The sequence below is a fragment of the Advenella kashmirensis W13003 genome (assembly GCF_000506985.1).
Classification (GTDB): Bacteria; Pseudomonadota; Gammaproteobacteria; order Burkholderiales; family Burkholderiaceae_B; genus Advenella; species Advenella kashmirensis_A.
On sequence record NZ_KI650980.1, the window covers coordinates 433,877 to 448,302 of the forward strand.

Genomic DNA, 14,426 nt, shown 5'->3' on the forward strand with positions numbered 1-14,426 from the left:
GGAAATTAACGTATTTGGAATGCCCTGACAGGAGGGCGATCAAAGCGGACAGGTTTTGATGTGAGCTGCATCGAAATGGATTTGTCAGTTTGAATTCCGATGCCGGCATGATCAAGCCGGGCCTGGGTGAGGAGGGGTACTCCTGACAGGCAAACAGCAGCCAAATGCGTCTGTAGTTAAATGTAAGAATACCATTTATCGATAGAGATTGTCAGAAAGCGTGATTTTTGAGCGACAAAAAACGCTTTGAGCACGTAAAATGTCTGTTTTTTTGAACAGTATCGAGAAACACGTGGCCGCCAAGCAAAGCTATGACGAAGCATCCATCCGGGTCCTGAAAGGACTGGAGCCTGTGCGCGAACGCCCGGGCATGTACACCCGTACCGAAAATCCGCTGCACATTATTCAGGAGGTTATCGATAATGCTGCCGACGAAGCCCTGGCGGGTTTCGGCAGGCAGATTGCCGTGACCGTGAACACAGATGGCAGTGTAATGGTGGAAGATGATGGCCGGGGTATCCCGGTCGGATTGCACCCGGAAGAAAAGGCGCCCGTGGTGGAAATTGTGTTCACCCGGCTGCACGCCGGTGGCAAATTTGATAAAAAGGCCGGCGGCGCATATGCCTTTTCCGGCGGTCTGCACGGTGTGGGCGTGTCAGTGACCAATGCGCTGTCGACCCGTATGGAAGTCACCGTCTGGCGCGATAGCAGCGAGTATCAATTGGTCTTTGCCGACGGCGGACGGGTAGAGACGCCTCTGAATCGCCTTGGCGACGCGGTGCCGCGTAAAAAGACCGGTACGCGCGTGCGTATCTGGCCTGATCCGAAGTATTTTGACACCGCCCAGATTTCGACGGCTGAGCTGGTGCGCCTGTTGCGCAGCAAGGCTGTGCTTATGCCAGGGGTCACGGTCGTCCTGAACAACGAAAAAACCGGCGAACAGAAAAAATGGCTTTATGAACGCGGCCTGACAGGCTATCTGGCCGAATCGCTTGCCGGCGAAGAACTGCTGGTGCCCATTTTTTCCGACAGCCAGTACGCTGACAAAGGGCACGAGTATTTTGCCGATGGCGAGGGCGCAGAATGGGCCGTCGCCTGGACGGCAGAAGGGCAGGTGGTGCGTGAATCCTACGTCAACCTCATTCCAACCTCGGCCGGCGGCACCCACGAAGCAGGCCTGCGCGAGGGCTTGTATACCGCCTTGAAAAGCTTTATCGAAATGCACAACCTGTTGCCCAAGGGCATCAAGCTGCTGCCCGAAGACGTCTTCTCCCGCGCCAGCTTCGTGCTCTCGGCCAAGGTGCTGGATCCCCAATTTCAGGGCCAGATCAAAGAACGGCTTAATAACCGCGATGCCGTCAGACTCGTAGGGGGCTTTGCCAAAACCTCATTCGAGTTAAGGCTGAACAGTAACGTGGAGGCCGGTCGTAAACTGGCGGAACTGGCCATCCGCCAGGCGCAGGTCCGTACCCGTTCGGCGCAAAAAGTCGAAAAACGCAAAAGCTCCGGTGTAGCCGTCTTGCCCGGCAAGCTGACCGATTGCGAGTCTTCCGACAGCACCCGTACCGAAGTGTTCCTGGTCGAGGGCGATTCTGCGGGCGGGTCTGCAAAAATGGGCCGCAACAAGGAATTTCAAGCCGTGCTGCCGTTGCGCGGCAAGGTCCTGAACTCCTGGGAAGTGGAAAAAGACCGCCTCTTTGCCAACAACGAAATTCACGATATTGCCGTGGCCATCGGCGTCGACCCGCATAGTCCCACCGACAACCCCGATCTCTCGGGCTTGCGCTACCGGCGCATCTGCATTCTGTCGGATGCCGATGTGGATGGTTCGCATATCCAGGTATTGTTACTGACCTTGTTCTATCGCCATTTTCCGAAATTGGTAGAGAACGGCTTTGTGTTTATCGCCAAGCCGCCACTATTCCGTGTCGACGTTCCCGCCCAGGGTAAGCGCCCCGCGCGCAAGCTGTACTGCCTGGATGAATCCGAGCTGGAAGCGGTGCAGGACAAACTGGTACAGAAGGACGGTGTCAAGCCCACGGCTTTGAGCATCAGCCGCTTCAAAGGCCTGGGCGAAATGAGCGCAGAGCAACTGTGGGAAACCACCATGAATCCCGATACGCGGCGCCTGTTGCCTGTCGGTTACGGCGAGTTGACGTCCGACGAAACGAAAAAAATGTTTGATATGCTGATGGGCAAAGGCGAGTCTGCCCAGCGACGCAGCTGGCTCGAAGATAAAGGTAACTTAGCGGAAGTGGATGTATGAGTGATCAAGACCAGACCGATCTGTTTGAAGCAGAGCGTCCCGAAGACGAAACCATCACCCTGGGGCTATACGCCGAGCAGGCGTATCTGGACTATGCCGTGTCGGTGGTGCGCGGCCGTGCCTTGCCCGATGTAGGCGATGGCCAGAAGCCGGTCCAGCGGCGCATTCTATATGCCATGGGCGAAATGGGCTTGCGGGCCGGTGCCAAGCCGGTCAAATCTGCAAGGGTCGTGGGCGATGTACTGGGCAAGTTCCATCCCCATGGGGACCAGGCTGCCTACGATGCGCTGGTGCGCATGGCACAGGATTTCACCCTGCGTTATCCGCTTATCGACGGGCAGGGCAATTTTGGCTCGCGCGATGGCGACGGGGCTGCGGCCATGCGATACACCGAAGCACGGCTGACGCCGATTGCCGATGTCCTGCTGGGTGAAATCGACGAAGGCACGGTCGACTTTGTTCCGAACTACGATGGCAGCCAGCAGGAACCGCAAATGCTGCCTGCACGCCTGCCCGTCATGCTGCTGAATGGTGCTTCGGGCATTGCCGTGGGTATGGCAACCGAAATACCGTCGCATAACCTGAATGAAGTGGCAGCAGCAGCGGTGGCGTTGCTGCGCCATCCGCGCCTGTCCGACGAGGAACTGTACACGCTGATTCCCGGCCCGGATTTTGCCGGCGGCGCGCAAATCATTACGCCAGCCAGCGACATTGCCGCGATTTATTCGTCGGGCCGGGGTTCGCTCAAGGCCCGCGCGCGCTGGGAGTTTGAGGAAATGGCACGCGGCCAGTGGCAACTGGTCGTGACCGAACTGCCACCCAATACCTCCGGCCAGAAAGTGCTGGAAGAAATCGAAGAGATTACCAATCCCAAAGTGAAGGCGGGCAAGAAAACGCTGACGCCCGACCAGCAGGCAAACAAATCTGCCATGCTGGCCCTGCTGGACGCGGTGCGTGATGAATCGGGTCGCGAAGCAGCCGTGAGGCTGGTGTTCGAGCCCAAATCCTCGCGCATTGATCGCAACGAATTTGTGAATCTGCTGCTGGCGCAAACCAGCATGGAAGGTACGGTATCAGTCAACCTGGTGTGTATTGGCATTGATGGTCGCCCACGCCAGCGCAATCTGCGCACCGTACTGGAAGAATGGCTCAGTTTCCGCACCCAGACCGTGACGCGACGCACGCAGCATCGTCTTGATAAAGTCATCGACCGGATCCATGTGCTGGAAGGGCGCATGGTGGTCTATCTCAACGTCGATGAAGTCATCCAGACCATACGCGAATCCGACGAGCCGCGCGCTGCGTTGATGCAGCGGTTTTCGCTGACCGAGAGGCAGGCCGAAGACATTCTGGAGATGCGCCTGCGCCAGCTGGCGAAACTCGAAGGGTTCAAGATAGAACAGGAACTCAACGACAAGCGTGATGAGCAGAAAAAGCTGCAGGAATTGCTGGACAACCCGTCGGCCCTGAAGCGCATGATCGGCAAAGAAATCGAAGCGGACGCCAAAAAATATGGCGACCCGCGGCGTACGATCATCGAAGAGGCCGAACGGGCTGTGCTGGAGACGCGCATTGTCGAAGAACCTGTCACGGTGATTGTGTCGGAAAAAGGCTGGCTGCGTTCACGCCAGGGACATGGGCACGATCATACCCAGTTTGGCTTCAAAACCGGCGATCGCATGTATGCAGCCTATGAGTGCCAGAGCACCGATACGCTGATCGCGCTGGGCAGCAATGGGCGTGTGTATTCCGTGGCCGTCGCAACGCTGCCGTCTGCGCGCGGAGATGGCCAGCCCATCACAACCATGATCGATCTGGAGCGTGGTACGCAAATCACCCATTTTGTTGCGGGCGCTGCCGACACTCGCTGGCTGCTCATGCAGAGCAATGGCCTGGGCTTTACCGCCAAACTGTCGAATATGACCAGTCGCCAGAAAGCCGGCAAGCAATTCGTGACCGTCGAGGCCGAACAGCATTTGCTGCGTCCGGTCCCCGTCTTTGGCAATAGCAGCCATCTGGCCATGTACACCGGCAAGGGTAAAATTCTGGTGATCGATCTCAAGGAAGTCAAGGCGCTCGCCGGCGGTGGACGCGGTACGCAATTGATGACGCTGGATGCGAACGACAGCCTGGCGCAGATTATTCCGGTGGGCGAAGAGGGCATCGTGGTATCAGGTATTTATCGCAACAAGCACACCGAAGATACCTTGTCGCTGCAGGCGCTGGCCGACTATATCGGCAAGCGCGCACGCAAGGGTCGCCTCTTCGATGTCCGAATGAAAAACATAACATTGCTGCCGGTGATGGCAGCGAACAAGGAGTAAAGTCGTGGGCTATAAAGTGACGGTGCATCCCAGCAACCATCAGTTTGAAACGAAAGAAGGACAAACCATTCTGGATGCGGCGCTGGAGGCCGGGTTCGTGCTGCCATACAGCTGCCGCAGCGGATCCTGCTCGACCTGCAAGGGCAAAGTCATGTCGGGCACGTTCGATGCCGGCCCGGCACCGGCCCAGATCCTGTCGGCTGAAGATATCAGCGCAGGCTATACCCTGTTCTGTCAGGCGCATGCGACCAGCGATATGGATATTGAAGTGCGCGAAGTGCGGATGGCCAGCGATATCCAGATCCGCAAGATGCCTGCACGTGTCATGACGCTGGACAAGGTGGCCGATGATGTGATGGTTATCAGCCTGCAACTGCCGGCGACCGAACCCTTTCGCTATTATGCGGGCCAGTACATCGAATTCATCCTGAAAGACGGCAAGCGCCGCAGCTTCTCCATGGCGACCGCACCCAACGGCACAGAGCCGGTGCAATTGCATATACGTCACCTGCCGGGCGGCGTGTTTACCGATCACGTTTTCGGCGCGGGCGCCACGCAAATGAAAGTGCGCGAAATCCTGCGTGTGGAAGGCCCGCTGGGATCATTCTTTCTGCGTGATGACAGCGACAAGCCGATTATCTTCCTGGCCAGCGGCACCGGCTTTGCGCCGATCAAGGCGATGATGGAACACATCATCCAGAAAGGCATTACCCGTCCGGTCACGCTGTATTGGGGCGGACGCCGTCCTCATGATCTGTATATGAACGAACTGGCCCAACAGTGGGCGCGCGATCTGCCGTTTTTCACCTATGTGCCCGTCATCTCGGACGCGACCCCGGACGACGCCTGGACAGGCCGCAGCGGCTTTGTGCACAAGGCTGTCATTCAGGATCATCCTGATCTGTCAGGCCATCAGGTGTATGCGTGTGGCGCGCCGATCGTGGTCAATAGTGCGCGCACGGAATATACCGGCCTCTGTGGCCTGCCCGAAGAAGAGTTCTTTGCCGACTCGTTTACATCGGAAGCAGACGCCATTCATAATTGAGTGTGCGACCGCAACTGAATAGTAACGGCGCTTCATATTGATGCGCCGTTTTTTTGCCAGATTGCCTATCGGTTTGTCAACCTCAGGTGGTTGTAACTACATCCAGATTTGGATGTGCAAAAACAGACTCAACATTTTTTGAATATTGGTTTGCTTATGACGACTTTCAAAAAAACAGCAAAGCCCATGCCGTACTGCGCTCAATGGGTGTCTGCCGATTTGATTAAAGGTTTTTTGTCAGGAGAGATCGACGCTGCGGATGATCCAAAATGGGGGGAGTCTGGGGCCAGGACAAGGCAGGAGTACAAGCTTTGGAGCGGACATATTTGCGGTATGGCGTGCTTGCGCATGGTGCTCCAATATGCGCGTGACATTGACGTTCCGCTGTTTTCACTTTTGTCTTTGTGTTTAAAGTATGGCGGCTATAAAGTTGAAGATGGAACGATCAAGGGTCTTTTTTATTTTCCCTTCGTGAAGTTTATCAACGCAGAGTATGGATTTGAAGCCTGTGTTGTTGAAGATATTTCGATCCAGGAAGTATTGCCGCGCCTGAATGATGATTGTCTTTTCATCGCTTCAGTTCACCCGACAATACGGCATCCGGAAAATAAACCGCCGCGTAAAGGTGGACATCTGGTGCTGGTGCATCGTTTCGAGCCGGAAACAAACCGCCTGGTCTTTCATAATCCGTCCGGGACGGATGAGTCGAATCAGGCGAACGTGGTGATGGACATTGAGCTGTTTGATATGTTCTTCGCAAATCGCGGAATTCTCATACCCCTTAATCTCAGCTGATACGACCCTTGTGGTCGCCGGCCTGTTGCAAATGCGAGCGGAGTGCTGCGGCCAGAGCCGGCAAAGGCGGATTCCGGGACTGTCAATACATTGCCTTGTGCATTCCTTTGGCTTTTATGCGACGGACTCACGCAATTGTCAAAAGACCCCTTATAATAACGGGTTACCAAATTTTTCTTGCATTTCACACAATGAAAGTCGCTGACATCCGCCACAAATTCCTGCACTTTTTTGAATCGAAAGGGCATTCCATTGTGCCGTCCTCGTCACTGGTGCCGGGGAACGACCCGACGCTGCTGTTCACCAATTCGGGAATGGTGCAGTTCAAGGATGTCTTCACGGGCAAGGAAACCCGCCCCTATTCGCGTGCGACCACGTCGCAGCGCTGTCTGCGCGCGGGCGGCAAGCACAACGATCTGGAAAATGTCGGCTACACCGCCAGGCACCATACCTTCTTCGAGATGCTGGGCAACTTCAGCTTTGGCGATTATTTCAAGCAGGACGCCATCCGCTACGCCTGGGAACTGCTGACCACCATTTATGGTCTGCCGGCAGAAAAACTGTGGGTCACGGTTTATCAGGAAGATGACGAAGCCTACGATATCTGGCTCAAGGAAATCGGCGTGCCGGCAGAGCGCATTATCCGTATCGGCGACAACAAGGGTGCGCGCTACGCGTCTGACAATTTCTGGCAAATGGCCGACACCGGCCCTTGTGGCCCGTGTTCCGAGATTTTCTATGACCATGGTCCCGATGTCTGGGGTGGTCCGCCGGGATCGCCTGAAGAAGATGGCGATCGTTATATCGAAGTGTGGAATCTGGTGTTCATGCAGTTTGAGCGCGACCAGCAGGGCAATATGACGCCGCTGCCACGTCCCTGTGTCGATACCGGCATGGGCCTGGAGCGGATTGCCGCCGTCCTGCAGCATGTGCATTCCAATTATGAAATCGATCTGTTCCAGAGCCTGATCAAGGCAGCGGCACGTGAAACCGGCACCACCGACCTGGGCAATAATTCGCTCAAGGTGATCGCCGACCATATCCGCGCCTGCAGCTTTATGATCGTGGACGGCGTTATTCCCGGCAACGTCGGGCGTGGCTATGTGTTGCGTCGAATTATCCGTCGCGCCCTGCGTCATGGCTATCAGTTGGGCAAGTCCACACCCTTTTTCCACCAGCTGGTCAATGATCTGGTGGCCGAAATGGGCGAGGCCTATCCTGAACTGGCTGCCAATGCCGAGCGTGTCGCCGCCGTTATCCGTCAGGAAGAAGTCCGTTTCCAGGAGACGCTGGTCAATGGCATGCGCATTCTGAACGACGAATTGGGTAGCCTGGGCAAGGACGGCATACTGGATGGCCAGACCGCCTTTCGTTTGTACGATACCTTCGGTTTTCCTTTCGATCTGACGGCAGATGTGTGCCGCGAGCGCGGGTTCGGCGTAGACCAGAAGGGGTACGACGAGGCAATGGCGCAACAGAAGGCACAGGCCAAGGCCAGCGGCAAATTCAAAATGGCCGCCAATCTGCAGTATGAAGGTGTTCAGACCCGCTTTGAAGGATATGATCATTTGCAGGCCACCGGCAAAGTGCAGGCGCTGTATGTGGACGGCACGGCAGTCGATGTGGTTCACGAAGGGCAGGATGCCATCGTGGTGCTGGATACCACCCCGTTTTACGCTGAGTCGGGCGGCCAGGTAGGCGACAGCGGTGTGCTTAACGGCTTTGGTTCGTCGTTCGAGGTGGTGGATACGCAGAAAATCCAGTCCAGCGTGTTCGGTCATCATGGTACGGTCAGCCTGGGCAGTCTGAAGATCGGCGACGAAGTGCAGGGGCAGGTGGACACTGCGCGACGCCAGGATACGATGCGCAACCACTCGGCAACCCACTTGCTGCACAAGGCGCTCAAACAGGTGCTGGGCGAGCACGTGCAGCAGCGCGGTTCGCTGGTTGATCCCGACAAGACCCGGTTCGACTTTTCTCATGGCGCACCGGTTACGGCCGCCCAGATCCGTGAAGTAGAAGCCATTGTCAATAATGAGGTACTGGCCAATCAGGCTGTGGCTTCGCGCGTGATGTCTTTTGATGACGCGGTTGCCGAGGGGGCCATGGCGCTTTTCGGCGAAAAATACGGCGACAGCGTCCGGGTGCTCGATATCGGTTTTTCACGAGAGCTTTGCGGCGGCACGCACGTCGAACGCACCGGTGATATCGGCTTGTTCAAGGTCATGTCCGAGAGTGGCGTAGGCGAAGGCGTGCGTCGGGTAGAAGCCATTACCGGTCGCCATGCCTTTACCTGGGTTCAGAATCTGAATGCCTCGGTCCAGCAGGCTGCCGCCATCCTCAAGAGCAATCCGGCCGATCTGGTGGACAGAACCCGTTTACAGCAAGAGCAATTGCGTGTTGCAGAAAAGGAACTGGATCGTCTTAAGGCCAAGCTGGCCGCGGCATCCAGTGCAGATTTGTCCTCTCAGGCAATTCAGGTCAAGGGAACGCGTGTGCTGGCCGCGGTGATTCCCAATGCGGATCCGAAGTCGCTGCGAGGCCTGATTGATAATCTGAAAAACACCCTCAAAAGCGGGATCGTGCTGCTGGCTGCCGAAAGCGACGGCAAGATCAGTGTGGCCGCTGGGGTGACCGCTGACCTGACCGATAAAGTCAAAGCCGGCGATCTGGTTTCACATGTCTCTGCGCAAATTGGCGGCAAAGGCGGTGGCCGGCCCGATATGGCCATGGGTGGAGGCAGTGATGCTACTGCCTTGCCCGGGGCGGTGGCCGGTGTGCAGGAATGGGTGGAATCGCGGCTGTAAGCGTGTCGCGGTTTTAAGGATGGGTCGATGAGTTTGTTCGCCATCCTCCAATGACGGGTGTGTGAGCAGGGCAGGGTTATCGCTCAGCAACGCCGGCATTCGCTCGATGAGGCGTGAACGCAACAACAGGAATAAGAGGTAGCTACTATGTCAGAAGATGTCGCATTCGTTCAGGTCGTTGATGCCTCTGGCCTGACCTGTCCGCTGCCCATTTTGCGGGCGAAAAAGGCGCTGGCCACGATCCAGAGCGGTGAGGTATTGAAAATCATTACGACCGACCGTAACGCGATTCGCGATTTCCAGGCCTTTTCCAAACAGACCCATAATCCGCTTTTATCGCAGGAAGAAACCGAGAGTGGCGCGGTGCATTATCTGCAAAGACGCTAAGTCTGTTGTTTTAATTCGGTTTTTCTGGTAAATGCTGACGAATTTTCTTGGCAGAAGAGGGTAATTGGTGCTATCATCTTCTGTTTTAAGAATTCCTGAACTCATTCACAAAGGTCTACCTATGGTGGTTATTCGTCTGGCCCGCGGTGGCTCAAAAAAACGCCCGTTCTACAATCTGGTTGCTGCTGATTCGCGCAACCGTCGTGACGGCCGTTTCATTGAGCGCGTCGGCTTTTACAATCCTGTGGCAAAAGAAGGCACAGAAGCCCTGCGTATCGCGCTTGACCGTGTAACGCACTGGACTGAAAACGGCGCTCAGCTGTCACCCGCCGTTGCTCGTCTGGTCAAAGAATACTCGGCTAAAGCAACCAACGCTTAATTTCTGGCGTTCAAAGCGGCCTGATCCAAAAGCGGAGCCTGCTTGAAGGTTGGCTTTTGAATCAGGCGACGGCGTTGCTTTGCCTGTACCCAACGGGTAAGTAGAAGATCGGCTCTGGCCCTGGCTTTTCGCCAGGGCTTTGCCATTTTCGGCTGCCAATATCCGGCTGCCAGTGTATCTTCCTCGTGTGCAGTCATGGTCTCGTCCGTAAACTGCATTTTTATCAATTATCTTAGTTTTCCCTGCCTGGAGCTGGAATGAGCATGGTCCCCGAAGATCTGGTCGAGCTTGGTCGCATTGTATCTGCCTATGGCGTCAAGGGCATGGTCAAAATCCAGCCCTACACCGATGATCGCAGCGTGCTGCAGGATATTGAGCAGTGGTGGCTGGCCCGCGTCTCGCCGCGCGACGGCAAATTGCTGTCTGCCTATACGGCAGTTCAGGCGCGGCGTGTGCGAGAGCAGGGGACCGATCTGGTTGCTGCGCTTGACGGCATTAATGATCGTGATCAGGCTGAGGCCATGAAAGGCACTTCGGTTTTTGCCAGCCGCAGCCAGTTTCCATCCGCTTCAGATGATGAGTACTACTGGGTCGATCTGATCGGCAGCCGTGTCTATTTTGAAGACAGCGGCGAGCTGGCTGGTATTGTGCTCGAAGTCATGGATAACGGCGCGCACGGTGTTTTACGCGTGGCGCGTCACCAGGCAGATGCTCAGGGTGAGCCTGCTCCAATTCTCGATGCTAAAGGCCGGGTCAGGGAATGGCTGGTTCCCTTTGTGAGCGAACACGTTCCCGAAGTGGATGTTGCCGGCCGACGTATTGTCACCCGATTCCCTCTGGATTTCTGATGCGTTTTGACGTCATCACGCTGTTTCCGGAGCTCTTCACTGCCGTGAGTGATTCCGGTGTGACGGGCAGGGCGCATCGCCAGGGCGTCTGGTCTCTGAATACCTGGAATCCCAGAGATTACACCAGCGATGTGCACCATACGGTCGATGACCGCCCCTACGGCGGCGGACCCGGCATGGTGATGCTGAGCCAGCCACTGGAAAGTGCACTGCTCGCGGTGCGTTCGCATCAGCAAACCGGCGGCGCGGCGCGCCTGCCTGTCATTCTTATGAGTCCGGTGGGCCGCCGATTCGATCAGGCCCAGGCGCAACTGCTTGCTCAGGGGCCGGGAGCGGTGTTGCTCTGTGGTCGTTACGAAGGCATCGACCAGCGCTTTATCGACCAGTACGTTGATGATGAATTGTCCTTGGGTGATTTTGTACTGTCGGGCGGTGAGATCGCCGCCATGGCGATCATGGATGCAACCGTGCGGCTCTTGCCTAATGTTTTGCATACGGCCGATTCGGCGATACAGGATTCTTTTCAGTCTTCATTGTCAGGCCTGCTGGACAGCCCGCATTATACGCGTCCCGAGGTGTTCAATGGGGTTCCGGTGCCTGCTGTTTTGTCGTCCGGACATCACCGCAATATCGCGCGCTGGCGGCGCGAAGCGTCCTTGAGATTAACCGCGAATCGTCGTCCCGACCTTATTGTTGTTGCACGGGAAAAAGGTTGGCTAAGTAAAGAGGATGAAGCCTTTTTACAATCGCTGTCGTCGCCCGGGGAACGTTAGTTCACGACCGTATTAAGGGTAGGGGGTTTTGCCTTTTTTGTTTCCTGCCTGTATTATTATTGCTTAGTCAATTATTTTCCGCCAGATTAACAAATCCGCAACGCCAGACGTCGCCTGCGGCCTGCTGCCAGGCCCTGTTTCGGTTTGTGTCATCCCCGGCGGGTGCTGCGGACCATTGGCCTGCGTCCCTTATCTGTATAGTGAGGTTGTTGTGATTCCATTTTCAGTGCTTGATCTGTCTCCCGTCAATGAAGGTGAAACCACCCGTGAAGCGTTGCATCACTCGCTGAAGCTGGCGCAAACCGCTGAAAAGCATGGCTATCGCCGCTTCTGGATGGCGGAGCACCACAATATGCCCGGTATTGCCAGCGCCGCGACTTCGGTGGCGCTGGGGTTTATCGGCGCCGGCACGCAATCGATCCGCATAGGTTCGGGCGGCGTCATGTTGCCCAACCATTCGCCATTGGTCATTGCCGAGCAGTTTGGTACGTTGGCCTCGCTATATCCGGATCGTGTTGATCTGGGGCTGGGGCGGGCACCGGGTACCGATATGACCACCGCACGGGCGCTGCGGCGGGATATTCACGCTGCGGCCGAACGATTCCCGCAGGATGTTCAGGAGTTACGGGCTTATTTTGAGGATGAGCAGCCCGGACAGGCTGTGCGGGCGGTGCCCGGCGCCGGTTTGCGCGTCCCTTTATGGCTGCTGGGCTCAAGTCTGTATAGTGCCCAGCTGGCAGCGCATCTGGGCCTGCCTTTTGCATTCGCATCGCATTTTGCGCCGACTGACCTGATGCCCGCGCTCTCGGTTTACCGAAGCATGTTCAAGCCATCGGCCTATCTGGACAAACCGTACGCCATGGCCTGTGTCAATGTCATCGCAGCCGATTCCGACGAAGAGGCGCGTTTTCACTATACCTCCATGCAACTGGCCTCGGTTCAGCTGTTTCGCGGCAAACCCGGCAAAATGCCGCCGCCGGTCAAGGACCTGGATGCGCTGGTCACCCCCATGGAAAAGGCGGGCGTTGAGCAGAAACTGGCGTATTCAATGGTGGGTTCGCCGGCCACGGTCCGGCATGGCGTCGAACGTTTTATCGAGGCGACCGGCGTCAATGAGCTGATGATCACCGCGCGCATCTACGACGTGCAGGCCAGGTTGCGCTCTCTGGAACTGACCGCGCCCATTTTTGCGCCAGCTGCCTGAAATTAGTGCGTTTGGCACGCAGGCAAATTGTGCAGTTTTGTCAGTTTTGTGTGCGTTGCACAACTGTTTTTGTCAAGCTGCGCGATCGTGATGCGCAGAAGGCATCAAAGTTGTGCTGCGCACTAAATATTTGGCTTAATGCTATTTTCACTTGAATTTAAAGCGTGTATGATTTAAGTATCGTTCGCCGGCGGCATTTTGTCCGGCTTAGCATCTTGATTTTTAAGAAAAAAACGCTATATAACTCATACCGAAACGTAAATATTTCTTGCCTTTCTTAGGGTTTTCCATCACACTATATGGCTATGGTCACTAAAGTTCTTTTTGTATGCATGGGCAATATCTGTCGCTCTCCCGCTGCGGAGGGGGTCTTTCGTCGCCTGGTCGAAGAGGCAGGCTTACAGGATTCCATTACGACAGACTCGGCCGGAACTCAGGACTACCATCTTGGTGATCCTCCGGATGGTCGCGCCCAATTGGTTTCCCGAAAACGCGGCTACGACATTTCGCAATGTCGTGCGCGGCAGGTTACTGTCAGCGATTTCAAGGAATTTGACCTGATCCTCGCAATGGATTGGGAAAATCTCTCTTATTTGCAGCAAATCTGCCCCAAACCGCAGCAGCACAAATTAATGTTGCTGATGCGCTTTGCCAACGACTACGAAGAGGCAACCGTTCCGGACCCTTACTATGGTGGTCTGGACAGCTTCACGCGTATGCTCGATTATCTCGAAGACGCCTGTCAGGGGGTTTTTGAAATCATCAGCAAGCGGGTCAAACAATATCAGGCTGCCTAAGCGCAGTACACGCCGGGTTGGATCTGGTTCGCCGTTCCAGCCCCCGAGCAAACCCGTTCACTACGCAAGAATTCAGGCCAGGCAATAGGGCGCCACGCTATTGTCCTCAACGCCCCTCGGCGTCCATGCTCATGGAGCAGCTGCCCGCCCCGGCGCACTGACCTGCAGCGATCCTTCTTCCGCCATTTCGGCCCCGCTGCAACACCTTTTATTTTGCATTGCATTAATCCCTAGTAATTTACTAGGGATTTTGCTATACTTGAGTAAATTACTCGGTTTACTGGCAAAGGATTCGCTATGCGTCTTACTACAAAAGGTCGTTTCGCTGTTACCGCCATGATTGATCTCGCTTTGCGCCAAAATGGCGGGCCCATCACGCTTGCGGCAATCAGCGAGCGCCAGAACATTTCTCTTTCCTACCTGGAACAGCTTTTCGGCAAATTACGCCGTCATGAGCTGGTTGACAGTGTGCGCGGTCCTGGCGGCGGTTATTCGCTGGCCAAATTCGCGCGCGACATCACCATCGCCGATATCATTTTTGCGGTTGATGAGCCGATTGATGCGACCAGCTGTGGCAGTAAAACGGACTGTTCCACCGGTAAAAACGGCGCGCTCAACGGCAAATGCATGACGCATGATCTTTGGACGCGGCTGAACCGCACGGTGGTCGATTATCTTGATTCCGTTTCCCTGCAGGATCTGGTCGACCAGCAGCGCATGCGCCAGCTTGAACATCAGGCGGATGCCCCAGTTGTACAAATGAAAAAGACACCGGATGCCCTGGCATCTGTCATCGCTTAA

12 protein-coding genes are annotated in these 14,426 nt (G+C 55.8%); all 12 read left to right on the top strand.

Annotated elements, in window-relative coordinates; all coding sequences use genetic code 11:
• Positions 1 to 259: 259 nt before the first annotated feature.
• The 12 genes from W822_RS36865 to W822_RS36925 all read left to right on the top strand — a co-directional run bounded on the left by W822_RS36865 (position 260) and on the right by W822_RS36925 (position 14,426).
• Positions 260 to 2,266: a DNA topoisomerase IV subunit B gene (locus W822_RS36865; RefSeq protein ID WP_051401750.1), complete on the top strand. Its 2,007-nt coding sequence runs from the start codon at positions 260 to 262 to the stop codon at positions 2,264 to 2,266.
• Positions 2,263 to 4,590: a DNA topoisomerase IV subunit A gene (gene parC / locus W822_RS36870; protein WP_024005703.1), complete on the top strand. Its 2,328-nt coding sequence runs from the start codon at positions 2,263 to 2,265 to the stop codon at positions 4,588 to 4,590. The genes W822_RS36865 and parC overlap by 4 nt, the downstream gene beginning before the upstream one ends.
• A 4-nt stretch (positions 4,591 to 4,594) precedes the next feature.
• Positions 4,595 to 5,635, top strand: coding sequence for a CDP-6-deoxy-delta-3,4-glucoseen reductase (locus W822_RS36875; RefSeq protein WP_024005704.1), 1,041 nt, complete (start codon positions 4,595 to 4,597; stop codon positions 5,633 to 5,635).
• Between the two features lie 114 nt (positions 5,636 to 5,749).
• On the top strand, positions 5,750 to 6,430 hold the full coding sequence (locus tag W822_RS36880; protein WP_216593309.1) for a C39 family peptidase: 681 nt from the start codon (positions 5,750 to 5,752) through the stop codon (positions 6,428 to 6,430).
• Between the two features lie 191 nt (positions 6,431 to 6,621).
• A complete protein-coding gene (gene alaS / locus W822_RS36885) occupies positions 6,622 to 9,237 on the top strand; it encodes an alanine--tRNA ligase (RefSeq protein WP_024005706.1) in 2,616 nt (871 codons plus the stop codon).
• Positions 9,238 to 9,384: 147 nt separating this feature from the next.
• On the top strand, positions 9,385 to 9,624 hold the full coding sequence (locus tag W822_RS36890) for a sulfurtransferase TusA family protein (RefSeq protein WP_024005707.1): 240 nt from the start codon (positions 9,385 to 9,387) through the stop codon (positions 9,622 to 9,624).
• Positions 9,625 to 9,745: 121 nt separating this feature from the next.
• A complete protein-coding gene (gene rpsP, locus W822_RS36895) occupies positions 9,746 to 10,003 on the top strand; it encodes a 30S ribosomal protein S16 (protein ID WP_024005708.1) in 258 nt (85 codons plus the stop codon).
• Positions 10,004 to 10,260: 257 nt separating this feature from the next.
• Positions 10,261 to 10,851: a ribosome maturation factor RimM gene (rimM, locus tag W822_RS36905; protein ID WP_031242929.1), complete on the top strand. Its 591-nt coding sequence runs from the start codon at positions 10,261 to 10,263 to the stop codon at positions 10,849 to 10,851.
• Positions 10,851 to 11,624: a tRNA (guanosine(37)-N1)-methyltransferase TrmD gene (trmD, locus tag W822_RS36910; RefSeq protein ID WP_024005711.1), complete on the top strand. Its 774-nt coding sequence runs from the start codon at positions 10,851 to 10,853 to the stop codon at positions 11,622 to 11,624. Before rimM ends, trmD begins: the two co-directional genes overlap by 1 nt.
• A gap of 211 nt (positions 11,625 to 11,835) precedes the next feature.
• Positions 11,836 to 12,828: an LLM class flavin-dependent oxidoreductase gene (locus tag W822_RS36915; RefSeq protein ID WP_024005712.1), complete on the top strand. Its 993-nt coding sequence runs from the start codon at positions 11,836 to 11,838 to the stop codon at positions 12,826 to 12,828.
• A gap of 305 nt (positions 12,829 to 13,133) precedes the next feature.
• A complete protein-coding gene (locus W822_RS36920) occupies positions 13,134 to 13,625 on the top strand; it encodes a low molecular weight protein-tyrosine-phosphatase (RefSeq protein WP_024005713.1) in 492 nt (163 codons plus the stop codon).
• Positions 13,626 to 13,922: 297 nt separating this feature from the next.
• Positions 13,923 to 14,426, top strand: a complete 504-nt coding sequence (locus W822_RS36925; protein ID WP_024005714.1) for a Fe-S cluster assembly transcription factor — start codon at positions 13,923 to 13,925, stop codon at positions 14,424 to 14,426.